The organism is Nitrosomonas halophila, assembly GCF_900107165.1.
In the GTDB taxonomy this organism is placed as follows: Bacteria; Pseudomonadota; Gammaproteobacteria; order Burkholderiales; family Nitrosomonadaceae; genus Nitrosomonas; species Nitrosomonas halophila.
The window spans coordinates 47,487-73,264 of record NZ_FNOY01000001.1 but is presented as its reverse complement, the minus strand read 5'-3'; the positions used below and the strand labels follow the sequence as shown (position 1 = coordinate 73,264).

The window sequence follows — 25,778 nt, the reverse complement described above, 5'->3', positions numbered from 1 at the left end:
TCCTCTCAAAAAAACAGGAACTTTAAACGATGGATCTGGTTTAGTCAATGAATGACCAGGCTATCTCCCTGTTGTGTATAGGGAAATTATTCTTGATTAAGTCTGATGGCAGGTGGATTCGGCTGCCGATTGCTTGCTCTCCAGGGCCTCCCAGCGCGAGAAGTGGGCTGACAGTTCCGTTTCCAGGACAGCTGCTCGCGCCTGCAAGACCTTGACCTCATCAGGGTTATTACGGTAAATTGCGGGATCGCTCAAACGCTGGCCGATCAGCGTCTGCTCTCGCTCCAGTACATCGATTTTCTCCGGCAAAGCTTCGAGTTCGCGTTTTTCCAGATAAGTTAGTTTCACCTCATCATTCGCCCCGCCTTTTCTGTCGCTTACCGGCTTGGCAGCTGGTTTGACTGCGTTTCGTTCACGCTTTTCCGACAACTGCGCAGCAGATTTCCACTGTGACCACTCCTGATAACCGCCGATATATTCGCTCAGGATCCCCTCCCCTTCAAATGCAATGACTTGCGTCACGACGTTATCGAGGAAGGCCCGATCATGGCTGACCAGAAATAATGTGCCGCTGTAGTCCTGCAGCAAGGATTCCAGCAATTCGAGGGTTTCAATATCCAAATCGTTTGTGGGCTCATCCAGGACCAGCACATTGGCCGGCCGAGTAAATAATCGCGCCAGCAGCAAGCGGTTGCGTTCACCACCGGAAAGCGACTTCACAGGTGAACGGGCGCGTTGAGGCGAAAACAGAAAATCCCCCAGATAGCTGATAACGTGCTTCTGTTCCCCATCGATCTCGATGAAATCCGAGCCCTGGCTAATGGCTTCAACCAAGGTCAGCTCATCATCCAGTTGCGTGCGCATCTGATCAAAGTAGGCAACCGATAGCTTGGTTCCCAATCGAATGGTGCCGGCATCCGGCCGAAGCTCTCCCAGAATAAGCTTGAGCAAGGTGGATTTACCGGCACCGTTTGGGCCCAGCAATCCAATGCGGTCTCCACGCACAATCCGGCAGGAAAAATCTCGGATAATCGGTTTGCCACTAAAACTTTTGGCTACATGTGCCAGTTCTGCCACCAATTGCCCCGAACGCTCACCGACTTCCACCTTGAAACTGACTTCGCCAACACGCTCACGCCGGGTAGCACGCGCTTTCCGCAGTGCTTCCAGCCTTCTTACCCGGCCTTCGTTCCGGGTGCGCCGGGCCTGAACGCCTTTGCGTATCCAGACCTCTTCCTGGTTTAAAAACTTGTCGAATTTCTTATTATGAACTGCTTCAGTTTCCAGTATTTCAGCTTTTTTCTGTTGATAGCCAGAAAAATTGCCGGGAAAGCTCTTCAGATCCCCTCGATCGAGTTCGATAATGCGGGTAGCCACATTGTCCAGAAACCGCCGGTCATGCGTGATAAAAATGACACTGCCGGAAAAATCGCGCAGCATTTCCTCCAGCCATTCGATAGAGGAAAAATCCAAATGGTTGGTCGGCTCATCCAACAATAAAATGTCTGGCGACACGACCATGGCGCGTGCAAGCGCGACCCGCTTGCGCGCGCCCCCCGACAGTGTTCCGATGATCGCATCTTCGGCCAGGCCGAGCCGGTTGATTGCCGTTTGTACCCTGTTATGAATGAGCCAACCCTCCTGTGCTTCCAGAACACCCTGCAGATTCTGCATGCGCGCCAACAGTGCCTCGGTATCCGCATCCGCCTCGCCCAAGGCATGTGAAACCGCGTGATAATCGAGCAATGTCTGGGCCAGCGCACCCAGCCCCCGTGAAACTTCCCCGAATACCGTTTGCGTCTCATCCAATATCGGTTCTTGCGGCACATAAGCCACATTCATGCCGGGCGCCACCCATAGCTGGCCATCATCCAGTTTGATTTCCCCGGCCAAGGCACGCAACAAACTCGACTTGCCGCTCCCATTGCGGCCGATCAGCCCCACACGCTCGCCGGAATCAAGCTGCAACGCGACATGATCGAGTAAGGCATGGTGGCCAAAAGCTAAGCAGGCATTCTCAAGAGTAATAAATGGCATAGAAAAGTCTGATCAATCAATTAAGGCAAGCCTGGCCCGGATGTGGAATAACACCCGCATGTTCCGGCAGACATGGGTTATAGCCATAGACTCCGACCGGATTCATTTGCCAGCACTTTGTTGTTTAATACGCATGAACTCTTTGCAGTGTCAGTGTGGCGCATGCAATTCGCCCTACATGCAGCAGGAACCATCGGACGCAGGGCGTGTGCTGACACACTCTCAAAAACCGATGCGGGATGATCTCAAGTTGCATGCACCCTGCTGAAATTGTACAGAGACATAGTCTATATGACATCACACACGGCATTCGATTCAACCTAGGAGGCTGTCCGAGAATAGACTGATCTACTGCGGACGAACCTGCCAGGCTGGATTTTCCGATCCTTTTCGTTGAATAGAACAACTATTCGCCTCAAATGATCTAAAAATCCCGCTCAGTCAGCTTCGCCCTCGCTACGATCGCTATTCTCGGACAGCCACCTAGCGGAATCGGGCTGGCCTCACCATTCTGGAAAATCCGTTGCCCGTAGCTGACACAAATTTTGTGCTTTGAGATTGAAATAGGCGAACATGACACACGCCGGCAAGTCCAATTGAAACGTCAGGGCAATAGAATCTGTCTGGCGTATGAAAATTCAAGAGATTGGATTATACGGAATGGCTGACGTATGATCATATAAAAATCAAATATACCATACCGGCCGCTTATCCCGGGAGAAGGCGACAGCCTAACATGGCATGACTGGCTTGCAGGACAGCATCCTGTCCAGCCATGCCAGCGCCTCGACCTATCGCAGCTGACCCAGCCCAAGAAATTATGATAATGAATTCCGACTACTTCAAGAACTGGCAAGATTACTGGAAAAAGCTCCAGTCTCTGCTGCTCGATCCCAAGATCGATGAAGCTGCCCTGGAGGCCTCGCTGCGTACAGCGCGAGAGCATGTTCCAGTGCCTGTACTCTGGTTGCTGGGAAAAACGCAGGCTGGCAAAACATCCATCATCCGCTCATTGACAGGCAGCGAAACCGCACAAATCGGCAACGGCTTTCAGTCCTGCACCCGCCATTCCCGGTTCTACGATTTTCCTGGCGAAATGCCGATTGTCCGTTTCCTCGACACCCGCGGACTGGGTGAAGTTGACTATGATCCAGCCGATGACATCCGCTTTTGCGCCTCGCAGGCACACTTACTGCTGGCCGTGATGAAAGTGGCCGATTTACGCCAGGAGGTCTTGTTCGATGTGCTGCACGACATCCGTTTACAACACCCGGAATGGCCGCTACTCATGGTCCAGACCGGCCTGCACGAGCTTTATCCAGCTGCCGGCAAACACATCCTTCCCTGGCCCTATGGACATGAACCCTGGCCGGCTACACTACCGGCCGAATTAAAACGTGCCTTGCTTGCCCAGCGCGCCGCTGCGCAAAAGCTGCCTGGGTTCGCTCCCATCCATTGGATAGCCGTTGATTTGACCTTGCCCGAAGACGGATTTGAGCCCAGCGATTACGGCCTGGAAGGACTATGGCAGGCGATCGAATCACTGTTGCCGCTCGGCTTGCAGCATCAACTGAGTGACGAACAGACTGTCCGCGACCTGTATGCCCATACCGCACATCAACATATTGTCGGTTATGCGCTGACCGCTGCCGGGCTTGGCGCCCTGCCAGCAGTGGATCTGGTAGCCGTCACGGCCGTCCAGGCCAAACTACTACACAGCCTCGCAGTGCTGTACGCACAACGCTGGGATACTCGCACGGTATCCGAGTTTCTTGGCCTGCTGGGAACCGGCATCGCCACCAGTTACCTGACCAGATTCATAGGACGCACCGTAACCAAACTGATTCCCATCCTGGGACAGACTGCCGGGGCCGTGTGGGGTGCCAGTGCAAGTGGCGCAACCACTTATGCGCTGGGCAAGGCATCCACTTACTTTTTTAATCAGCGCAAGCAGGGGCTGAATGTCGATCCCGCAGTCATGCGCCGTATCTATGCCGAATCGCTGGAAAAGGGCCGTACACTGATGAGTGAACGATTACGCGACCAACCAAAATGAAAACATTGCTGCGCAGTATCGACCCGCTGCAATTTGTTGCCCTGGCATTGCTAGGATTGCCCACGCTCGCCTTGTTCGGGTTGGGTATGTTCTGGCTGTGGCAAACGGGCCATCTCATTGCCTGGCTGATCGTCATGGCCGTTTGTGGAGGGCTTGCATACGGCTTGCAAATCTGGTCGGTACGCCGCCGCCGCAAATTGCTGAACGAGCTGTTTACCGACTCCAATCCGGATTGGCCACCACGCGCCGCCGATGTCTGGCAGGAAGTCGAAACATTGGCGGACAGCTGCGACCCGCAGGACTGGCCTCTGGACCAAACCGGCTGGATCATCGAACTGGGCAGGCGTACACTCCATACCGTTTCCAGCTATTACTTCCCGGATACCGAGCGCCCTTTACTGGAATTGACCGTGCCGCATACACTCCTGATCATCGAGCAGGCCAGCCGTGATTTACGCCGGGATGTCACAGAAAACATTCCTTTTAGTGATCGGCTGACACTTGGAGACCTGTTGCGGGCAAAACGCTGGAAATCCAGAGCGGAGCAAGCGTACAACGTTTATCGTGCCGGCAGGATTGTGGTCAATCCAATCAACGCGCTGTTTGGTGAATTCTGGCGATTGTTCCGGGAACGCAGTTTTACGCTGGCCCGCAATGAATTCCAGCGTTGGTTTCTGCGCGCTTATATACGCAAAGTCGGCTATTATGCCATCGATTTGTACAGCCGACGCCAACCCCTTGCGTCCACCGATCTGCAGACGCCAGCCGCCACACCGCCCCTCACATCGGCTCTCGACCTGGAACGCGCCCAGCAGGCTGAAGACAAGCTTGCAGAGCCGTTGCATATACTCGTATTGGGCCGCACCAATGCCGGCAAATCCAGTCTGATCAATGCGCTGTATGGCAAACTCATTGCGGCGACAGATATTCTGCCGGATACGACATATGAACTGTCACCCGCTCTTCTCCAGCGAGATGGTTTTACGCAGGCATTGATATACGATAGCCCCGGATGTGACAGCGTATTTTATGATGCGCATCAAATGCAAACAGCTGCGCTGGAAGCAGACCTGATCTTGTGGGTGACACCAGCCAACCGGCCAGACCGGCAAATTGAACGTCGCGCACTGGACGCGCTGCGCGCTGCCCAGGCAACCCGCCTGAACCGGCGGCCACCGCCACTATTGGTGGCAGTCAGTCATATTGATCTGCTGCGGCCCGCCAATGAATGGCAACCGCCCTATGACCTGACCGACCAGCTGAACGTCAAGGCGGCCAATATCCGGGCCGCTGTCGCAGCCGTCGCGGCGGATCTATCGGTGCCCGTCACACAGGTCATCCCGGTTTGCCTGAAGGAAGGAAAAGTCTACAATGTCAAAGATACGTTCTGGGCAGCCATGCTGGCTGAGCAAGATACCGCACTCAGGGTCAGGCTGTTGCGTTGCCTGGATGCGGACAAACGTGCCAGCGACTGGGCGTTGCTGCGTCGCCAGCTGCGCAATGCAGGCCGTTTCTTGTGGGAACTGCCAGATAAAATCAAGGAATAGAATAATAGGCCGCTGTCTTATTTTCAGCAGGATGCGTCAACACACCCCGCACGACGGATGCTGCCGCATTCGGTTGGGCGCTTACCAGGGGGGACACGATGGGCAAACAGATCGCGATCATCCAGGGGCATCCCGATCCCGAGGGCAATCATTTCTGTCATGCACTGGCAGCGGCCTATGCCCAGGGCGCCCAATCGGCTGGTCACAAGGTGGAAATCATAGAAACAGCGCACATTACCTTCCCGGTGCTACGATCCAAGCAGGATTTTGATCATTGCGCGCCCCCCGAATCGATACGGGCCGCACAGCAAATCATTCAGCAGGCAGGGCATCTGGTCTTGATCTATCCCTTGTGGCTTGGCACGATGCCCGCCTATTTCAAGGCGTTTCTGGAGCAGGTGCTCAGGCCAGGGTTTGCGGCCAAGCAAACGTCCGCATCCGGACCATGGCAGAAATTGCTGGCTGGCAAAAGCGCACGCATCATCCTCACCATGGGCATGCCGGCCTTCATCTATCGATGGTATTTCTTCGCCCATAGCCTGAAAGGCATGAAGCGGAATATTCTCGGTTTTTGCGGCATAGCACCGATCAAGGACACCCTCATTGGGAGAGTAGACACACTGAACGATAGGCAACGGGAGCAGTGGCTCACCAAAGTACGTTCCCTCGGCGTCCAGGGCGAATGACCTCGTGTGCGATCCCAGCCTGGCCACCCACACACCGCCATGAACAATCAATTGCGTTCCAGTGCTGCGAAAGGTGGTCACTCTGAGCGTCAGGAGGATTCTTCCTCTTGATCTCGGAATCGTTGCTGAATCGCAACGATCTTGTCCACATTGCCAAGCAAGGCTTCGACACAATCCCGATCCAGTTTATCGTTCGCCAGTCGCTGCAGCATGCTGAACGCTTCCTCATTGGACCAGGCTTCCTTGTAGACACGGCGCGTAGTCAAAGCGTCGAATATATCCGCCACGGCACTGATGCGGGCCTCGATGGGGATTTCGTCCCCTTTCAACTGCTTCGGATAACCACTGCCATCGATGGCCTCATGATGATATTCGGCAATATTGCGCAAGATGCCCACATGCCCGAAGGTACCCAGATTGAAGTCTCGCAGGATTTCATCGATGATTTCCCTGCCCCTTGCTGGGTGCGTTTTCATGATTTCGAATTCCTGCTCATTCAGCTTCCCCGGTTTGCGCAAGATACTGTCTGGAATACCTATTTTGCCGATATCATGCAACGGAGAAAACAGAAAGATATGTTCAATCTGTTCATCGGTGAGCTGATAGCTGGGCGCAAGCTCAAGCGCAATCAGACGCGCATAATGTGCAGTGCGATCGATATGCGACCCCGTTTCCAGATCACGATAGTGGGTCATACTGCGCGCCGCCTTAACGGCCGAGAGCAATGTTCTGATTGCAGTCAGCTCATTGATGACAACCAATGCGATCAAATGGCCGTAAATATCCAGCTGACGCAACACCGCCGGAACGAAAGGATGCGCCTCAGGGGAGTTAAAAAACAAAAATCCGATAAAGGTACCGCTCTGATAGAGCGGCATGGTATAGCTGGCCCGATAGCCTTTTTCCCAGATCTTTTGGGTATGATAGTGCGTACCTTCGCGGAAGATAGCGAGATCCTGCACCAGTCGTGGACGGCGCTGGTCGATGATTTCACGCAGGGAAGGCGCGTCATCGAGCAAAGCTTCATAGGCCATCAAAGGCGTCGTACCGCCAGCAGTACTATGTGTATAAGTCTTGAGTATGCCTGTTGCCTCGTCCAGCAGCGCGATAGACAAGCGCTCTATGAACGGGAAATCCTCGCTGATCAGTTGATGCAGAACACGCAGCTTATCGGAAAGCGGTCGGTTTTCATGCAACTGGGCAAGCGTATCCTGGTGATGGAATAAATTTTCTTGGGGTGATCGCATCGCATTAAACTCGAAATAGCATGTAACTGGCCAGCGCGGGAGGAAGTCTTGCTGACACCATACTCATGCCGGTCCCACTTTTTTATGATCGTGCTCGATCCGTTATGAGCCTACCAGATTTTTTGTATCTCCGAGACGATGAAATGCTAGGTAAAAACAACCATGAGCGGCTATCCGGCTGTGTTGATCGCTGCATCAATATTAAAATATAGATCCCATGCGCGAGGCATGCGTACGCATCAAATTCAAGCGCATCTGCAGAAATGCCATGATCCGGAAAACGTCAAACGCGATCCTCGCATGATTCCCTCCCGAAATCAATTCAGGACACCTCTAAATTGAACGGGCCGGCAAGCACGGTTCTCAAGCCATGGGGGCAAGGCACAACCGAGCGGAATGGGTATTTCAAGACTCCCGCTGCCACGCCATCAGGTAATAGCACGCTTGCATAGAGTTATGTTATAACATAACATATAGGTAAAAATGACATATTTATGGATAATTGTCTACCAGCGTTATTTCTCAGAATCAGGTTTCAGCGGCTGCCACGCGCATGCTTTCGGCATTGGCAGATAGCGACGGGTTTCTTATTGGCCATCGGAGCCTTTCATCATGCCTTGGCAGATGATGAAATCAGCGATACCTCTCCCAGGACAACGTTGCCTGAGTCAGCCGATCAAACACCCGTCATGACGCTTGAACCCATGACCATAATGGGGACCGCGCTTCCTCAGCCGCTCAAATCGAACACCAGCATTCTGAAAGGCCGGTCATTGCGTTTGCAACAAGGCGATACACTGGGAACAACCCTCGATAAAGAACTGGGACTCAGCAACGCGTCTTACGGGCCCGGAGTAGGTGTGCCGGTAATTCGAGGTTTGACCGGTTCGCGGGTGCGCATGCTGCAAAGTGGCATTGGCAGTCATGACGCGACCAGCCTCAGCCCAGATCATGCCGTGGCTATCGAGCCATTGTTTGCTGAAGAAATCCGTATCATCCGGGGGCCAGAAACCATCAAATACGGTGGCAATGCTATTGGAGGCATAGTCGATGTCAAAGACCACCGGATTCCAGAACGCGCCCCCCAGAATCTCATCGACGGTTCCATAGAGAGCCGCTACGATACCAATGGACATGGCACAAACTCTGCCTTCAAATTGAATTTGGGCAAGGACTGGCTGGCATTGAGCCTGGGCGGCTTCTTGCGCGACCGGGGCGACATCCGGATTCCCGGCAAACCCATCGACGAAGCTTTCATACAACAACAGTTCGGCTTATCGGACGTACAAAATGTAACCGGCAAGATTCCCAATACCGATAGCAAAAGTACAGGAGGATTTGCCGGAATATCCTGGCTGGGACAAAGCGCCATGGCTGGTATGTCGATCAGTCATATGGACAACCGTTATGGTGTACCCAAAGGCAGTCATGGGCTGGATCCAAATCATCTGGACGGTTTGGAATTGATTCTCCCGCAACTGGATGATTTAACCGGATTCGAGGATATTTTTGGCCCGCAGGCACTATTTCCCAGTATCCGCATGAATATGCGGCAAACGCGCTACGACTTCAAAGGCGAGTGGTATGAGCCAGTTCGGGGAATCGAACGCATCGGTTTCCGCTATGGACTGGTGGACTATCAGCACACGGAAATAGAAGGTGGCACGCCTTTTACGCTATTCAAAAATGATGTCGGGGAAGGACGGTTTGAAATCGACCATAATTTTTTCCAGCGCTTGACCGGCACAGTCGGCGTGCAATGGATCAACCGGGATTTTGCCGCACTGGGGGTCGAAACTTTCGTTCCCGAAACCCGGCAGCAGTCGCTTGGCTTGTATACGACGCAGCAATATGCCTGGGACAACTGGACAGTTAGCAGCGGCCTCCGCTTTGAACAATCCCGGATAAATCCCAGGGCGGACCAGTTATCGCTACGCGGCAGTGCCCTGCCCCCCATCCCATTGCCAGATGAAATGAAGTACCGGGCAGTATCCGCTTCCGCCTCAGTGCAGTGGCATCCACTGAAAGATACCTCAGTCATGCTGCTGTTCAACCACAGCAAGCGCTCGCCGGATATTCAGGAATTACTGTCGCTGGGCCCACACTTGTCCACACGCAGCTTTGATATCGGCAATGTGCAACTGACCAATGAAACCATGAACATGATCGATTTGGGCTTCAGCTTGAAGAAGGAACGCTTCGGTCTGCGAGTCAATGGCTACTACAGCCGGGCCAATAATTTTATTTACCAACGCAACACCGGGCTGGTCTATGAAATTGATAATGAAGTCATTCGCCAGCGATGCGTCAGTCAGGCGGAATGTGTATCAATTTTTGCCTATGATCAACGCAATGCAGAATTTATCGGCTATGAATCCGAGCTCGAAGCCAGGCTTTACCGGCTTGCCCAAGGCGATGTGCTGCTGACTGTATTTTCCGACTACGTTCGCGGCCGCTTTGTGCAGGGTGGGCGCGACGACATCCCGCGCCTGCCACCTTTGCGCTATGGTGCCGAGCTTGGTTTCAGTCATGCAAAATGGCATACCGCCCTGCGTTACACCCGGGCGGAAGCACAAAACTTTCCGGGTGAAAATGAAACCCGTACCCGAGGCTATCATCTACTGACTGCAAGCGCGGATTATCAAATGGGTCTGGGGAAATGGGCGGATCTCTGGCTATTTGTCAGAGGCACCAATCTGCTGAACCAAGAAATACGCAGCGCGGTTTCATTCTTGAGAAATTTTGCACCCGAACCTGGCCGAAGCTTGGTATTCGGATTACGGGCAACCTTCTAAGCATGTTACATCCGGCCTTATTCGCGATCGTTGCGGCACTGATGTTCAATCAGGCGGCCGCCGCCCCACACCTGGATGTGGAAGTCTGGGGACAAGGCAACGCACTGTTTACCGGGTATTGCCGTACGCCGGGCGTGGTCGGCTGTGAGCTTGGCCGGCTGGCGGAATCGCTTCAGTTACCGGCAGGCACCTTGCCCAGAGAAGCGGCAACAGGCAAATTCATTTTTCTGGCTGATTTCCGGGATTTTTCCGGGGGTGATTTCCGGACCAGAAACCCGGGCTTTCAGTCAGTCCGGAACGCATTGCTTCCCAATGAACTGATCAGCTATCGCGCACTGGGAAAGCTCAAATACTGGGATCCGGCATTCTCCTCCTGGGGAAATCCACCTGACGGCTTTCAAATCAAATTGTTCGGTGGGCTGGAAGCAAGCAGCCAAGTCATCAGCGACTATTCTCAATGTGCCGGGCAATTGTTTTGCTTCAGCGAAGGCAGCTTCGGCACGGATGGCAGTACTGTGTTTGCCGCAGACGGGATTCATGGCAATCCTGAATTGGTCGTCGACATTACCAACAATAACGGCGTCCTCCACACGCATCTCAGCTTCTTCCTGGAAAACCAGCAAGGCGAAATAGGCGGCCCGGTTGGCGCTTATCTGATCGAAATGCAGGTCACCTCCAACGCCCGTTACTACCCTTCGGAACCTTTTCTCATCCTGTTTAATGCTGGCTTGGACGAAAATGCATTTGCTGCCGCTCTGCTGGCCTTGATCGGCGACTCTTCAAGCATCGCTCCCCCACCGCTCCCTCCGGCCACGCCTGTATCCATTCCCGGCGACGTGGATTTGAATGGTTATGTGGATCGAATCGATGTCGCGCTGATTCTGCTGGCGGCACAGAATAGCGAGCCCCTGCGTCCGGATAATATTCGATTCGATGTCAATGGCGATGGGGTCATCGACCGCAATGACGCCCTCTTGGCCAAAGAGCTCTGCACGCTCCGGCTTTGCAAGCGCCCGATTATCGAACCCGCCACGGCGCTGAATATGGCAACGGTCTTCGACGGACATAGCGGCATCCTAAGCCTGAACGATATCCAGGCAAACGATCTGCATTTCCGTGCACAGATGCAGTATCAGGATGAGGCGGTATTCGTCCTGAATACCCTACAACTCGACCGGCCTCGCTATGCTGCCCCGGCACGCTACAACACCGAAACTGGAATACTGGAAATCCCGTTGGTCTATGTGCATGAGAAATTCTACAAAGCTACTCTGCGCAACATGGGAGATGCCAGATTCCAACTGGAGCGCCTGGAAGAAACTGATCCAGTTTTTGAGTAATCGTCGTAAAAAAGGAGAATATCAGCAATCCAACACATTCATTGAGGTAGCCAGCACTTATTTCAAACAATTTGGGAGGATTTTATTATGTTGAAAAGGATTATTGTTTTATCGACCGCCTTGGGGGTCAGTCTATTTTTCTCGCTTGCCGTTGCAGAAGGAAATCATGACCATGATCATGACGAAAACCATCTGCATGAGAACGACATCCAACCCTGGAGAATCGGAGCAGAAATATTTGTGAACAGCAATTTTTTCGAAACAGATTTTGGCGATCTGCGAGGGGGCCCTTATGCAACCAGCAGTCCCGGGGTGGATATCAATGTCGCGAAAGGCGCATTCACTCCGGGCAATTGGCTACGCTTCCAGCCTGTTGGCCGGCTTCATTTCTGGAATGGAAGCGAGTGGATTCCACATGTTCCAGATGGAGAGCGGGTTGAAGTCATCGATGCGCGGGGTAATATCATAGAATTTGGTGCGGGTGAAGTCAGCGATATACCCGCGATCATCGGAGAAATCGATAGCTCGGGAGGTCTACATGAACACCTCGATTTTTTCATTCTCAACGCTTCCAATGCACAAGGCGGCAGTACTGGCGCATACCGCATACAGCTGAGATTGTTTGAATCTCAGCCTAACAGCGATGTTTCCGTTTCTATTGCAACGGCCCCGATTGCCATCGTTTTCAATCGCGGACTGGAACATGAGGGCTTTGAAAAAGCAGCTTCTGCAGCAGTCGATCTCGATGAAAATTCAGTATTGGCTGACAACGGGATACTGAATATTCAGCGCGTCAAAGCGTTCGGGAAATATTACAAAGCGAAACTCAACTTTATCGGCAACAATCAATTCCAGCTCATTGCAGCCGAGGAAATTCCTGAAACGGAACATAACCGATAGCCCATATCGATACCGTTTAGCACATTGATCTCGGATATCCAGGGAGATGTGATAACTGACGCTCCTGCCCTTTGATGGATAATAATTGCCCTCAAAGGGCAACAGCGATTCAATTTTATGGCGCACAAGCGCACCCTACCCATGAGGGTGGCTGCCGAGAAATGTGGTGGACGCATTGCTTGCACTCAACTGAAACTAAAGCATGAGAGCGTGTCATTTCAATTTTTCACCCATAGCCCTGACGATAGCACTCAGCACCATACTGGGAGCCAGCAGCATCCTGATTCAGGGGCCGCTGCCGGGCGATATCCTTCTCACACAAGGGCTACAAAGCCTGTTCGGCAGCGGGCCAGCTTGGGCACATATCATGACCAGCACAGCAAAGCAGCCGCTGGTATGGCTGGCACTGGTTTTGGGCGGCCTATTAGCCTATACACGTGCTGGCTGGCGCGGAACCGGAACCGTGGCGATCACTTTCTTCGCTGCCAAAATAATCGATATGGCCTTGCGGGCGCTGATTCATGTCCCAAGACCGTTGCCCGAATTGGTTCAGGTGGCGTCTGTCAGCACCTCGTCCGGACTGCCCTCAACCTTCGCTTTGGTATATGGGGCAATTTTTATACCCGTTCTGATCGCTAACACACGAAGCGGGTGGGTTCAGTCTGCCGCAGCCACTGCGGCCATTCTCCTGCTTATCGCAGGCACCATGGCACGCGTCGTGCTGGGAGGCCATTGGATGAGTCAGATAATGGCCAGTCTACTGCTGGCCGGTTCCATTGGGTTGTTGGTCTATCAGATCTTGCAATCAATCCCTTCTAGGAGGCTGTCCAAGAATAGCGATCGTAGCGAGGGCGAAGCTGGCTGAGCGGGATTTTTCGATCACTTGAGGCAAATAGTGGTTCTATTCAACGAACAGGATCGGAAAATCTCGCCTGGCAGGTTCGTCCGCAGTAGATTACTTCGCTATTCTCGGACAGCCTCCTAGACATTCTAGCTGCTCACGCCTGCAATAGTCACTCAAACAAACACACAAATTAGGCATGGCGCACGGATTCGATCATCCTGAACTCATTGGATAGGGTCTTACCGGCCCTATCCAGAAACGATCATTGCACGCATTTTCTGCATCGCTTTGGCTTCGATCTGGCGCACGCGTTCGGCCGATACACCCAACTCATCGGCCAGCTCATGCAGGGTCGCGCTCTTCTCTTCCCGCAGCCAACGCGCCTCGATGATACGACGGCTGCGCGCATCCAGATGCTCCAGCGAATCCTTCAGCCGTGCATGGGTGATTTGCTCCAGCTCTTCCTGCTCCAACACCTTGGATGGGTCTGAACCATCGGTTAAATAGGTAATGGGACTGGCACAAACCTCATCTTCATTGTCCGACAGCGGCTCCAGTGAAATATCCCTGCCACTGAACCGAGTCTCCATTTCGATCACTTCCTCAGCCTTGACACCCAGTTGTTCTGCGACGGCAGTCACTTCGGCTTGGCTCATCGTGTCCAGACTTTTTTTCATACTGCGCAAATTGAAGAAAAGTTTTCGTTGATGCTTGGTCGTGGCGATTTTGACCAAACGCCAATTACGCATGATAAATTCATGAATTTCTGCCTTGATCCAATGGATGGCAAATGAAATCAGGCGCACGCCCCGCTCGGGGTCAAAACGCCTGACCGCTTTCATCAATCCGACATTGCCTTCCTGGATCAGATCCGCATGCGGCAGGCCGTAACCCAGATATCCTCGCGCAATGGCTATCACGACACGTAAATGCGACAGTACCAGCTGGTGAGCGGCCGTGATATCGCCCTCCTCCCGCATACGTTTCGCCAGGGATGTTTCCTCTTCCCGGGTTAGAATGGGAAAGCTATTGGCTGCATGGATATAGTGTTCCAGGTTTCCTCCATTCACTGCCGGCAAAGCCAAAGTATCATTCATTCTATTGATCCTCCTTTGCTCTCTGCAAATAATACTGTTGCGAAATTCGCTGTAAATTTTAGCACTCCTTTAAAGAGAGTGCTAACCAATCTATGGACCGGCAATCCCTCATTAAATTCATTCCCAAGCAAGCCCGTGAACAACTCCCAGCCTAATAGCTGAATCGCATGGCGCAATTTTATTCACCCTGTCAAGCAGGATTGAGAAACATGTGCCAAAATGCAGTGCGTTGTATACATTCCGGTACTTCCAGCAATATTCAACCTATTTTCCTCAGCCAAGCGGACTGCAGTGTGTAATTATCCCAACACAAGGCTGCCTGAATATGCGTGACCTCGATGTGCGCTTTGCTGCGTGGATAACGCATCGGCAGACAAAATATAACCCGGTTCTCAATATCAACACTTCATCAAACCATCTCTCTACGATACTATCATCAGCACGTTCTATAGCGTGCAACATATACCTATGTTGAAAGTCTTTGGACACCTATCACCCGACACCGACACCGTTTGCTCCGCTATTGTGTGGGCATGGTATCTGCAAGAAAAATGTGGCCTGGAGGCCTCTCCCTTTATACTGGGGGAGCTTAACAGCGAGACACGATTTGTTCTGGAACGCTTCGACATCTCGCCCCCCCCCTCCTCCCAGACATCACCGAACAAGATCAGGTTACCATCGTAGATACCAACAACCCACAAGAACTGCCCGGAAATATTAGCGATGCAACCATCGTCGAAATTATCGACCACCACAAACTAATCGGCGGGCTGTCCACCAAAGCGCCGCCCCGTGTCACCATCCGTCCCCTCGCGTGTACCACTACCATCATCTACGACCTGATGGGCCTCCGCGTCAATGACCTTCCTCACTCCATAGTCGGATTGATGCTGTCCGCCATCCTCTCCGACGCCCTGGCTTTTCGCTCTCCCACCACCACCTCCCATGACCAGGAAGTTGCCCGGACTCTCGCTAACGCCCTCGAGATCTCGATCGATAATTTGGCCGATAATTTATTTAAAGCCAAGTCCGATATCTCCTGCTTTTCTGATAAAGAACTGATTACGATGGACAGTAAGAAGTACGCCGTCGGAGATACCAACATCCGGGTATCAGTACTGGAGACCACCACTCCCGACTCGGTATTAGCCCGGCAGGCAGGTATCATTGAAGCGATTGCCGACTGTGTAGAAAATGAGTCAGACGTAGACGACGTTCTATTCTTCATAGTTGATATCCTAAAAGGGGAAGCTACTGTATTCACCTACAACGACTGGACAAAACGAATCATATCCACTTCGTTTTCCGTATCAACAAACGCAAATACTGTGACTCTACCCGGAATCGTCTCACGGAAAAGGCAGATCCTACCGGCATTGGCGGGCTAGAGACTACGTCTGTGGATCAGCAGTACTTTTCCGATTCCCCACGAACCCTGTCTAATTTGCTATGCTCTACGTATTATGCGATACGCAGCAACAATTCTCATTCGCTCCACCAAGCGGACTGCGCGGTTATCCCAGCACAAGGCAGCCTGGCTGCGAAATCCAGAACAATTCGCTCCCGATTGCTAAAAAGGCAACAGCCACAATGAAATATATCGAAGTCATCGCCAATCAAGGCAATGCGGATACCGTCGCCGCGATAGCAGAAAAAGCCCATGCACAGGATTTCCGGTTGGGTGTCACCGGTGAGGATGGCATGCAATCGATGCGCATACTGGTCAGTGATGACAAGCTTCAGTCAGTGCTGGATACACTGCAAAGCATTCTGGGCGCGCAGCCCACTGCCAAAATTGTAGTCTTGTCCGTCGAGTCCATTCTGCCCCAACCGGATGAAGAGAGGCGCAAACAGGAAGGCTCTGCCACAGCCGCCCGCGAGGCGATTTATCAGGATGTTGAGAAAAGCGCACGGCTCGATTTTAATTTTGTGGTCCTGGTCATCCTGTCAACACTGGTTGCCGGGATAGGCCTGATCGAAAACAATATCGCAGTCGTGATCGGTGCCATGGTGATCGCGCCGTTACTCGGCCCCAATTTAGCCCTGAGTCTCGGCACCGCCCTGGGTGACATCACCTTGATACAAAAATCGGCACGCACGCTGTTTGCCGGCATTCTATTGGTGGTGGTTTTGTCTGCGGGATTGGGAGTGCTTTATCCTGCTGATTTAACCAGCCATGAGCTGCTGTCACGCACCGAACCCGGCTTGGATTCGGTTGTGCTGGCCCTTGCTTCCGGTGCCGCAGCAGCCCTCTCTTTGACCACCAGTCTGTCTAGTGTGCTGGTCGGAGTGATGGTTGCCGTGGCCCTGCTCCCGCCTGCCGCAACGCTAGGGTTGATGCTGGAACGGGGCGCAACCGAGCTTGCGATCGGCGCCGGCCTGCTGCTGGCAGTCAATATCGTAAGCGTCAACCTGGCAAGCCGGATTGTTTTCTTCGTTAAAGGAATCCGGCCACGCATCTGGTTTGAAAAAGAAAAAGCCAGGCGCGCTTCGGTCATCTATGTACTGGGATGGTTCGTTACCCTGCTGATTCTGATCATTTTTATTTATGGACGCCATTTAATCGTTTTTTGAATTTCTCTCCGCAGCAGGACAGGCAATCAATCAGTCCGTTCGGTCCTGATTCACATGTTCGTGTGGCGCTTCCGTTTCACTCGGCCAGGCAGAAAAAGGGAAAGGGCGCTGCTCAGTATTGAATGTCAAGAACGAGATGATCTGATAGGCATATGCCGCCAGCTGGCGGCCCAGTCGCAGCAACTGCGCATTGGTATGACCAGTCAGCGCCACACACCCGAATTGGAAGACGGCCACCATTAGCACCAGGAATTTCACTATTCCCTGGAGAAAAACAAAAAGCAGCATAAAGAATGCGCGCATCCAGGTTTCGGTTCTTTGCAACCGTTCTTTTATTTCCTCTTTCATCGCAGCGGCTCCAAAAATTAGCAGACTGACATTTAACCCGGGAACCCCGGCTGACCGTTTATGATATCCATCACGAACTAAAGTTTCGCATCCAGGCACTTCAAGCAACAACCTTGCGTACCGGCACACACCAGCTATGCAGCATGATCGCTGACAGCCAGCATTTTCACAAACATCTCGCAACTTCCAGGTTACCCAGCCGGTTAACGGTTTTTACCGATACCCTTGTTCATGATCTTGAGAATTTCCTGCAGGAAGTGGATGGACCAAACGACACCGAAACCGGTTACTTCTGTACCTACTGCTCCCAGCCCGTCTTTGTGATGACAAGCCGAGAGATCCATATGCAACCAGGGCATGTCATTGACGAAATGTCGCAAAAAACATGCGGCCAGAATATGATCGGCATCACCTTCTATCAGGCATTGCTTAATATCAGCGATTTTGCTCTCAAGATCGGCTTTATAATCCTCATCCACCGGAAAAATACAAACACGCTCACCACTCGATTTGCCGATGGCCACTGCATTTTGTGCCAGATAATCACGGTTCGTGAAAACCCCACTGTAGCGCGCTCCCAGTGCGGTAATCATACTGCCCGTCAGGGTAGCGTAATCGATGATCAGATCCGGATTTTCCTTGGCAGCCAGCGCCAGCGTATCCGCCAGGATCAGACGGCCCTCGGCGTCAGTATGGACGATTTCGACTGTCATCCCATTCAAGGCGGTAACCACATCGTTTTGCTTGAATGCATCAGGGCCGATACTGTTCTGGGCAATCGCCAGCCAGCAATCGATATTGATTGGCAGGTTGGCCCGGGTAGCCGCCAGCAGCACGCCCAGTGCGACAGCGGAGCCATTCATGTCCCCATGCATGCCATACATATAGCGTGCGGGTTTCAGATTATGTCCACCGGTGTCGAAACAAATACCCTTACCCACCAAGGCGATGGTCCGGTCCTTTTGTCCGCCATTCACCTGCCTGCGCAAATGCACGATGGCAGCGTCCTTGGTTTGACTGCCTTGTGCTACCGCCACAAATGCGCCAGCGCCCATTTCCCGCAATTGCGTCAGATCATATTCTTCATACTGCCAATTCTCATTTGCGGCTAGTTTTTTGATCTGCTCGCGATAGGTTTTGGGCGTCAACTCATTCGGGGGCAATACGGTCAGCCCTCTGGCGAGGAAGTTGCCTTCCGCCTGCGCCCGCAATAAAGAAAATCCATCCGGATCCTCGAAGCCATAGAGCGTGATTTTTTCCAAAGATTTACGGTCAGCCTTGCGCTTGCGTACCGGCAAGACGGCACCGTTAATCCAGGCGATATAAACAGCCAGTCCGGCCAGATGCCGTTTCTGTAGCATACTGCCGTAGACCGCGAGGCTGATTTCCACCGGGCTCTCCTCCAGCAGAGGCTGTAACGCCTGGCGGATACAGGTCTGTTGTTCAAAATGGGACTGATCGGAATCCACCATGACCCAGGTACAAAGTGCACCGTTCGGGAGCGTGGCGGATAGCGGTTTCTCGCTGAGACTGCTCAATGGCAAAGCACGGCGCTGGAGCACATCACTAAGCATTTGCTCACCTGGCAATCGATATTTGCCGGGAATCTTGTCGAGCTTGGGCAGGACTATCAGGAGATGCGTGATTGGAGTGGATTCATCAAATGAAGCTTCGTTTTGTATTAGTGTTGCAAGCATTAGTTTCCTGGTAGTTGTCTATATAAGCGGATTGCCGGATCGAGTCATGGCATGTGATCCGCCCCTCTTTCAATAGGACTCTAAGTAACGCTGGCTCATCGAATGAGGTCTGATTGGTATCATCTTTATCGAATGTCATTGTGACGGTATTATATCTGCTTGAAAGAGATTTTCAGGATTATTCACATGTCAACATTGCGAATCAATCCTGCTTCGTCATGCAATCATAATGAAACGCCACGGCTACAACCGGAATCTGCAAACTATGGGCAGGTCAACTGGACAAGTCCGCTAGCATAGTCCAGACTGATTGCCTTATGCTATGAGTTTGTTGCAAAGTTGGTGTCGGCTGTCACCCGATGGCTATAGATAGCGGCACCTATGTTTTTATTTTTAATCTGACAATCTCGAAAGGAGAAATCAATGAAAAAATCCAACACCCCACTGGCTATCGCACTCACGACCGCACTCGGCACCATGGGTCTCGCCCATGCCACGGACAACCCTTTCGAAATGCAATCCCTGTCCCAAGGTTATAACATAGCCGAAGCGTCCACCAAGGGTGCGGAAGGCAAATGCGGCGAGGGCAAATGTGGCGAAGGCAAGTGCGGTGGCGCCAAGGACAGCAAAAAAGCCAAGGAAGGTCAATGCGGCGGCGACAAAGCCAAGGATGACAGCGCAAAAAAAGCCAAAGAAGGCAAATGCGGGGAAGGTAAATGTGGCGAAGGTAAATGCGGCGGTAATAAATAATCCAGCCGGAGTGCGATCATGCATGCGCTATCTCTGCATGGCGCGGGCCTCGGTCTGAGACGGGAGCATCTTTCCGGTCTCAGAACCGATATCCCGAATGCCATCGATTTTTTTGAGCTGGCCCCAGAAAACTGGATGGAAATGGGAGGACGGCGGCGACGCGACCTCGAAGCTATCGCAGCGCAGCGCCCCATTGTGGCGCATGGGCTCTCCCTCAATCTGGGCGGGTTCGCACCGCTGGATACGGCGTTTCTGAAACGCGTCAAACGCTTTCTGGATCAATATCAAATCGAATTGTTTACCGAGCATCTGTCCTGGTGTGGCGACGACGGGCATTTATATGATCTGCTACCCATACCCTTCACGAGCGATGCGGTCCAGCATGTCGCGACGCGAATCCGCCAAGCACAAAATATTCTTGAACGGCGGATCGCGCTAGAAAATGCGTCCTATTATGTCACGCCGTCGATAGCCGAGTTGAACGAGCAGGATTTCATTCGTGCGGTACTCGACGAAGCCGATTGCGATCTCCACCTGGATGTCAACAACGTTTACGTAAACGCCATCAACCATCGCTACGATCCACATGCCTTCATCGATGCCATGCCCTCGGCGCGCATCGTTTACCTGCATGTGGCCGGGCATTACCACGAAGCCGATGATCTCATCATAGACACCCATGGCGCGCCGGTCATCGATCCGGTATGGTCGCTGCTCGCATACACCTATGCCTGCAAGGGCAAGCGGCCCACGCTGCTGGAACGCGATTTCAACATTCCCCCACTCGCCGATTTGCTGCCTGAAATTGAAACCATCCGGAGATTGCAATCCCGTGCAGCCAAGGTCAACCATGCAGCCTGAAACCCTTGGCCACGCCGCTTACCAGAACGCTTTCGCAGCCAGGATCCGCGATCCACGCAACGCGCCCCGCCCACCCGGTGCGACGGCACGCCGCATGCGCGTCTATGAACAATTATTGTTCAACAACCTGGAAAGTTTCTTACTCGCCTGTTATCCGGTCACCCGCGAACTGCTGAGCACACGAGCCTGGAAGCGGACAGTGCGCCGTTTCTTTCGGGAACACCGCTGTCATTCCCCCCTGTTTCGGGATATTCCCCAAGCATTTCTCGATTGGATGGAGGCCGGTATCGCCGCAAGCGACTTTACCGCGCTGCCCTTTCTTGTCCAGCTGATGCACTATGAATGGCTGGAGCTGTCGGTCTCGATCGCCGAGGCAGAGCCCGATCCAGAACAAATCGATCCCGATGGCGATTTGCTGACAGAGCGTCCGGTTCTCCATCCCGGCTCCCGGCTCGCCTGCTATGCCTATCCGGTGCACCGTATCGGTCCCCGCTTCAAACCCGCAGCCCCGGACCATCACATGCACTGTTACCTGCTGTACCGCGATGCCGAGGATGCAGTGCATTTCGCCACCCTCAATCCAGTCACGGCACGCTTGCTGGAGCTGATTCAAACCGAACAGCCGACCGGTCAGGCAGCGCTCAGGCAAATTGCAACGGAAATCAACCATCCCAATCCGCAACGGGTCATTGAAACGGGTGGCCAGTTGCTGCATGACCTGGCCACCCGTGGCGCGCTGCTAGGCACCTGGAAGCACGAATGAACCCTTTTCCCAATCTTTTCTGAAAATCTGCAACACACGCCCTCCTCTTTACCCGCCTGAATCATAGCGCCTTGTCATAAGAAAGCAGCCGGGCAAGCAATAAAGAAAGACTGCAATCAAACAGCATCCATCCCCCTCTCTCGCCACTTGCCTCACACCCCCACCAATCCAACGAAATCTTTCCCCATCTTGCCAAACCATCAAAATTGACTACGCCTGTTTATCTTTAATTCTGATAAAGAAATGAATTTTTATTGTTTCAAACAATAAAAAGAAACTGATATTTTGTCGCAACTCGATAAACATTCATTCCAAACATCATGACTATCGGCATTGCTCCAACAAAACGGAAACAGACGCCTGTTGAGATTGAACAGCAAATCTTTCGCGCGATTCAACAGATCAAGTATGGATCGGTTGAAATCGTCATCCATGAGGGAAAAGTCGTTCAAATCGAATGTCGAGAAAAAATTCGCATTGGCCATCCGGGTTAACTCATCAATCGAATGACAAATCAACAAACTCAATCACGCCCAACCATGCCTGGAAAAATTTGAGTTTTACCCCGACCAGATAACTGGAGGAGAAAGGTCACCACAACTGGATACGACCTGACCGGAAAACCGGAAGCGCTTTCCTTCAGAATCAAGGGGGTAACAAATGAAGCATGCCAGATTTATCTGGATTCTGCTGGCTAACAGCTTTTTAACTGCCGGTTCCGTTCAGGCAGAAAAAAACATAATCACTACTGGATCAACTGATCAAACAACTCAACAAAACATGTTGCAGACTGCTCAAAACCAATTAACGAATACCGGTCGTTCAGCTGGCGTCATACACACGCCAACCGCTGCCGGCAATCCGGTACAGGACGCCAAACCTGGCACTTTTTACCAACGTGCGCGCAGCTACAGCACGCATCCCGAGACCGATCCGCCCCGCTACGTGCGCAATCTGGCAAAAACCGGCATTGATGCCTTCAAGGATCTCTACTGGCTGGATGTTGGGCTGGATCACCGCGTTCGCTATGAATTGCGTAACAATGATCTTCGCCGTGACCGGATCACTACCGATCATCCCGTTTTACTGAGAACCCGGGCCTATGTAGGCATCAGGGAGATTCTGGATCCTTTGCGGCTCGTGGTTGAATTTGAGGATGCGCGTCGCTATCACGGCAAGTTTCCAAAAGACAATCGGGACTGGAATGAATTTGAATTGATTCAAACTTATGGCGAACTCTATTTTAGGGGTGCATTAGGGCAAGATGATTTAGGGAATCATCGCCCCATCAGAATCCGGGGCGGCCGCATGGCCTGGGAAGCATTAGACCGGCGTTTGTTGGGCAATAACCAGTGGCGGAATACCACCAATAACTTCGAAGGGTTTCGCGTCACGCTTGGTCAGGAAGCCAATGACTGGGAAATCGATGGATGGGGCATGCAGCTGGTGATAAGGCTCATAGACGAATTTGACCGTCGCAACAAAAGCCAATGGTTTTACGGTGCGATCGGTCACTGGCGCAAATGGTCCGAGGTCGTCACCTTGCAACCCTATTACATGGGCCTCATGCAAGACGACAAGGGAGGCACACAAGCCAAACGGGAAATTCATTCTCCTGCCCTGCGCGCTTATGGGGTATTGCCCGGCACCGAAATAGACTTTGACCTGAGCACAGTTTATCAGTTTGGGCGCGATAACGGACAGAAGAAAGCGGCCTGGGCTTATTTCCTGGAGTTCGGCCATACCTTTCAGCAACTGAGCTGGAAACCGCGCATCAGTGCTTTCTATGGCTTTGTGAGCGGTGATCGTGATCCCAACTACAATGTAAACAATCGTTTTGAAAGATTCTTCGGGTTTGCGCGCCCCTGGTCAGCAGATGATTATTTTGTACCGGAGAATATCAAAGCACCCAAAATCAGGCTTGAATTTCAACCGCATACTGATCTAAGAATCGACGGTGGCTACAACGGGTTCTGGTTAGCCAGCAAAACTGATCGTTTCAACAATCTGCTCAACGGCAGAGGCGGCAATCGTGACCGCACTGGCAACAGCGGCGATTTTCTCGGACACGCCATCGATCTCCGGGCAATCTATAAATTGACGTCACATGTCAACGCCACTGTGGGTTACTCACGCTGGTTCAATGGTGAATTTGTCAAGAACCGGCAACTGGCCACGTTAGGTGAAACCGCTTCCGGCAGTAATTTTTTCTATGTAGAAGTATCAGTCAGCGCATTTAAATAATATCCATTTCTCATGAAAGGCATTCTTATGAAATTCAGTATATGGCTATCCGCCGGATTGGTTGCATCCAGCCTGCTTGTCAGTCACCACGCACTGGCCGACAGGAGCATTCTCAATGTTTCTTATGACCCAACCCGGGAGTTGTATCAGGCATTCAATCAAGCGTTCATCCAGGATTGGCAAAACAGAACCGGAGAAAAAATATCCGTCAAACAATCACATGGGGGCGCCGGCAAGCAAGCGCGGGCGGTCATCGACGGTGTGCCGGCCGATGTCATCACCCTGGCGCTTGCCTATGATATCGATGAAATCAGTGAACGATCTGGCCTGATCCCCAAGGATTGGCAGAGTCGTCTGCCTCATAACAGCTCCCCTTATACCTCGACCATTGTTTTGCTGGTCCGCAAGGGAAATCCCAAAGGAATTAAAGATTGGGATGATTTGATCAAACCCGGCGTCGCCGTCATCACCCCCAATCCCAAAACATCTGGCGGCGCACGCTGGAATTACCTGGCTGCATGGGCCTTCGCGCTCAGGAAATATGATGGCAATGAAACCCAGGTTCGCGATTTTCTGGCAAAACTCTATAAAAACGTCCCGGTACTTGATTCCGGCGCACGCGGGTCAACCACAACTTTTGTTGAGCGCGGCATCGGGGACGTGTTCATTTCCTGGGAGAATGAAGCCTTTCTGGCCATCAAGGAATACGGCCCGGATAAATTCGAAATTATCCTTCCTTCAATCAGCATTCTTGCCGAACCACCGGTAACACTCGTCGATAAGAACGTCGACAAACATGGCACAAGAGATGTTGCACAGGCCTATCTGGAATATCTCTACACCCAGCAGGGCCAGGAAATTGCCGCACGACACTTCTACCGCCCCAGTGACCCGAAAATTGCAGCGCGCTATACCCATCAGTTTCCAAAACTCAACCTGGTTACAGTGGATGAAGCATTCGGTAGCTGGCAAAACGCACAAAAGATTCATTTCAGTGACGGCGGTTTATTCGACAAAATTTACGAGTATTGATAACAGCCAATTTGACGCAGTCGTTCGCTCATACCGGCAAACATCACTTGTTCCAGTTTGCTAACTGTACTGCAGGCCAGTTATGACACCTTGATCACCAGGAGTTCAGATTGTGAGTACCTTTAAACAATATAGTGTCTTGCCAGGCTTCAGTTTGGCGTTGGGGTTCACCCTGCTTTATCTGAGCCTGATTGTTCTGATCCCTCTCTCAGCGACGTTTATTCAAACAGCAGAGCTTAGCTGGCAAGAATTCTGGGCGACAGTGACCGCACCCCGGGTCGTGGCATCATACCGTCTGACATTCGGCGCTTCTTTGGCTGCGGCATTGGTCAATGCTGTGTTTGGATTGCTGGTAGCCTGGGTGCTGGTACGATATCGATTTCCGGGCAAACGCTTTGTGGATGCCTTGATCGACCTCCCCTTCGCCCTGCCGACTGCTGTGGCCGGCATTACGCTCACCGCCATCTACGCAGGCAACGGCTGGATCGGTCAATACCTGGAACCGCTAGGCGTAAAAATCGCCTACACGCCCCTAGGCGTTTTCGTCGCGCTGACATTCATTGGATTGCCGTTCGTTGTCCGTACCGTGCAACCCGTACTGGAAGATATTGAACCAGAGCTGGAAGAAGCCGCCGCCATGCTGGGCGCAACACGCCTGCAAACCTTTCAACGCATTATTTTCCCAACGGTTCTTCCTGCATTGACAACTGGCTTCGCACTGGCCTTTGCGCGTGCCATTGGTGAATATGGATCAGTGATTTTTATTGCGGGCAATATGCCGATGATTTCAGAAATCACGCCACTGCTGATTATCACCAAGCTGGAACAATATGATTACACTGGTGCGACGGCTATCGCCGTCGTGATGCTGGTAATTTCATTTGCGCTGTTATTGATTATCAATGTTCTGCAATGGTGGAATCGCCACCGCAACTCGCTGGCATAAAACGGAAATAAACT

General features: G+C 52.3%; 21 protein-coding genes. 16 read left to right on the top strand and 5 right to left on the bottom strand.

Features of this window, described 5'->3' with window-relative positions; translation table 11 throughout:
• Positions 1-96 precede the first annotated feature (96 nt).
• On the bottom strand, positions 97-2,037 hold the full coding sequence (locus tag BLV85_RS00325; protein WP_090410945.1) for an ATP-binding cassette domain-containing protein: 1,941 nt from the start codon (positions 2,035-2,037) through the stop codon (positions 97-99).
• Positions 2,038-2,863: 826 nt separating this feature from the next.
• Here BLV85_RS00325 and BLV85_RS00320 point away from each other — a divergent pair.
• The 3 genes from BLV85_RS00320 (at position 2,864) to BLV85_RS00310 (ending at position 6,326) form a co-directional block, all read left to right on the top strand.
• Positions 2,864-4,093 carry a YcjF family protein gene (locus tag BLV85_RS00320; RefSeq protein ID WP_090410943.1) on the top strand — a complete coding sequence of 410 codons (1,230 nt, stop codon included), beginning with the start codon at positions 2,864-2,866 and terminating at the stop codon, positions 4,091-4,093.
• Complete coding sequence (locus tag BLV85_RS00315) at positions 4,090-5,640, top strand: GTPase (protein ID WP_090410941.1); 1,551 nt, start codon at positions 4,090-4,092, stop codon at positions 5,638-5,640. The genes BLV85_RS00320 and BLV85_RS00315 overlap by 4 nt, the downstream gene beginning before the upstream one ends.
• A gap of 98 nt (positions 5,641-5,738) precedes the next feature.
• Positions 5,739-6,326, top strand: coding sequence for an NAD(P)H-dependent oxidoreductase (locus tag BLV85_RS00310; RefSeq protein WP_090410939.1), 588 nt, complete (start codon positions 5,739-5,741; stop codon positions 6,324-6,326).
• 89 nt (positions 6,327-6,415) lie between these two features.
• On the opposite strand, the gene BLV85_RS00305 is transcribed toward BLV85_RS00310, so the two are convergent.
• On the bottom strand, positions 6,416-7,573 hold the full coding sequence (locus BLV85_RS00305; protein ID WP_090410937.1) for an HD-GYP domain-containing protein: 1,158 nt from the start codon (positions 7,571-7,573) through the stop codon (positions 6,416-6,418).
• Positions 7,574-8,067: 494 nt separating this feature from the next.
• Here BLV85_RS00305 and BLV85_RS00300 point away from each other — a divergent pair, with 494 nt between their 5' ends.
• From BLV85_RS00300 to BLV85_RS00285, 4 genes are all read left to right on the top strand, one after another.
• Positions 8,068-10,368, top strand: a complete 2,301-nt coding sequence (locus BLV85_RS00300; protein ID WP_090410935.1) for a TonB-dependent receptor — start codon at positions 8,068-8,070, stop codon at positions 10,366-10,368.
• 2 nt (positions 10,369-10,370) lie between these two features.
• Positions 10,371-11,708, top strand: coding sequence for a dockerin type I domain-containing protein (locus BLV85_RS00295; protein ID WP_090410933.1), 1,338 nt, complete (start codon positions 10,371-10,373; stop codon positions 11,706-11,708).
• Positions 11,709-11,795: 87 nt separating this feature from the next.
• Positions 11,796-12,608: a hypothetical protein gene (locus tag BLV85_RS00290; RefSeq protein ID WP_090410931.1), complete on the top strand. Its 813-nt coding sequence runs from the start codon at positions 11,796-11,798 to the stop codon at positions 12,606-12,608.
• A 202-nt stretch (positions 12,609-12,810) separates the two neighbouring features.
• Positions 12,811-13,473, top strand: a complete 663-nt coding sequence (locus BLV85_RS00285) for a phosphatase PAP2 family protein (RefSeq protein WP_090410929.1) — start codon at positions 12,811-12,813, stop codon at positions 13,471-13,473.
• A gap of 227 nt (positions 13,474-13,700) precedes the next feature.
• Here the strand turns inward: BLV85_RS00285 and rpoH are convergent, their stop codons facing one another.
• Complete coding sequence (gene rpoH / locus BLV85_RS00280) at positions 13,701-14,549, bottom strand: RNA polymerase sigma factor RpoH (protein ID WP_090410927.1); 849 nt, start codon at positions 14,547-14,549, stop codon at positions 13,701-13,703.
• A gap of 605 nt (positions 14,550-15,154) precedes the next feature.
• On the opposite strand from rpoH, the gene BLV85_RS15760 reads away from it, so the two are divergent.
• Complete coding sequence (locus tag BLV85_RS15760; protein WP_281245696.1) at positions 15,155-15,937, top strand: DHH family phosphoesterase; 783 nt, start codon at positions 15,155-15,157, stop codon at positions 15,935-15,937.
• 202 nt (positions 15,938-16,139) lie between these two features.
• Positions 16,140-17,123 (top strand): TIGR00341 family protein, encoded by a 984-nt coding sequence (locus tag BLV85_RS00270; RefSeq protein ID WP_090410925.1) that lies wholly within the window; start codon positions 16,140-16,142, stop codon positions 17,121-17,123.
• 30 nt (positions 17,124-17,153) lie between these two features.
• On the opposite strand, the gene BLV85_RS00265 is transcribed toward BLV85_RS00270, so the two are convergent.
• A complete protein-coding gene (locus BLV85_RS00265; protein WP_090410923.1) occupies positions 17,154-17,471 on the bottom strand; it encodes a DUF4389 domain-containing protein in 318 nt (105 codons plus the stop codon).
• 203 nt (positions 17,472-17,674) lie between these two features.
• Complete coding sequence (locus tag BLV85_RS00260) at positions 17,675-19,168, bottom strand: M17 family metallopeptidase (protein ID WP_090410921.1); 1,494 nt, start codon at positions 19,166-19,168, stop codon at positions 17,675-17,677.
• A gap of 423 nt (positions 19,169-19,591) precedes the next feature.
• Here BLV85_RS00260 and BLV85_RS00255 point away from each other — a divergent pair, with 423 nt between their 5' ends.
• The 7 genes from BLV85_RS00255 to cysT all read left to right on the top strand — a co-directional run bounded on the left by BLV85_RS00255 (position 19,592) and on the right by cysT (position 25,764).
• Positions 19,592-19,918 (top strand): HvfA family oxazolone/thioamide-modified RiPP metallophore, encoded by a 327-nt coding sequence (locus BLV85_RS00255; protein WP_090410919.1) that lies wholly within the window; start codon positions 19,592-19,594, stop codon positions 19,916-19,918.
• Between the two features lie 18 nt (positions 19,919-19,936).
• Positions 19,937-20,779 carry an HvfB family MNIO-type RiPP peptide maturase gene (locus tag BLV85_RS00250; RefSeq protein WP_090410917.1) on the top strand — a complete coding sequence of 281 codons (843 nt, stop codon included), beginning with the start codon at positions 19,937-19,939 and terminating at the stop codon, positions 20,777-20,779.
• A complete protein-coding gene (locus tag BLV85_RS00245) occupies positions 20,769-21,542 on the top strand; it encodes an HvfC family RiPP maturation protein (RefSeq protein ID WP_090410915.1) in 774 nt (257 codons plus the stop codon). The genes BLV85_RS00250 and BLV85_RS00245 overlap by 11 nt, the downstream gene beginning before the upstream one ends.
• Before the next feature lie 320 nt (positions 21,543-21,862).
• Positions 21,863-22,036, top strand: coding sequence for a YezD family protein (locus BLV85_RS00240; RefSeq protein ID WP_090410913.1), 174 nt, complete (start codon positions 21,863-21,865; stop codon positions 22,034-22,036).
• 286 nt (positions 22,037-22,322) lie between these two features.
• Positions 22,323-23,786, top strand: a complete 1,464-nt coding sequence (locus BLV85_RS00235; protein ID WP_245725018.1) for an alginate export family protein — start codon at positions 22,323-22,325, stop codon at positions 23,784-23,786.
• A 27-nt stretch (positions 23,787-23,813) separates the two neighbouring features.
• Complete coding sequence (locus BLV85_RS00230) at positions 23,814-24,818, top strand: sulfate ABC transporter substrate-binding protein (RefSeq protein ID WP_090410909.1); 1,005 nt, start codon at positions 23,814-23,816, stop codon at positions 24,816-24,818.
• Positions 24,819-24,930: 112 nt separating this feature from the next.
• On the top strand, positions 24,931-25,764 hold the full coding sequence (gene cysT / locus BLV85_RS00225) for a sulfate ABC transporter permease subunit CysT (RefSeq protein WP_090410907.1): 834 nt from the start codon (positions 24,931-24,933) through the stop codon (positions 25,762-25,764).
• Positions 25,765-25,778 lie beyond the last annotated feature (14 nt).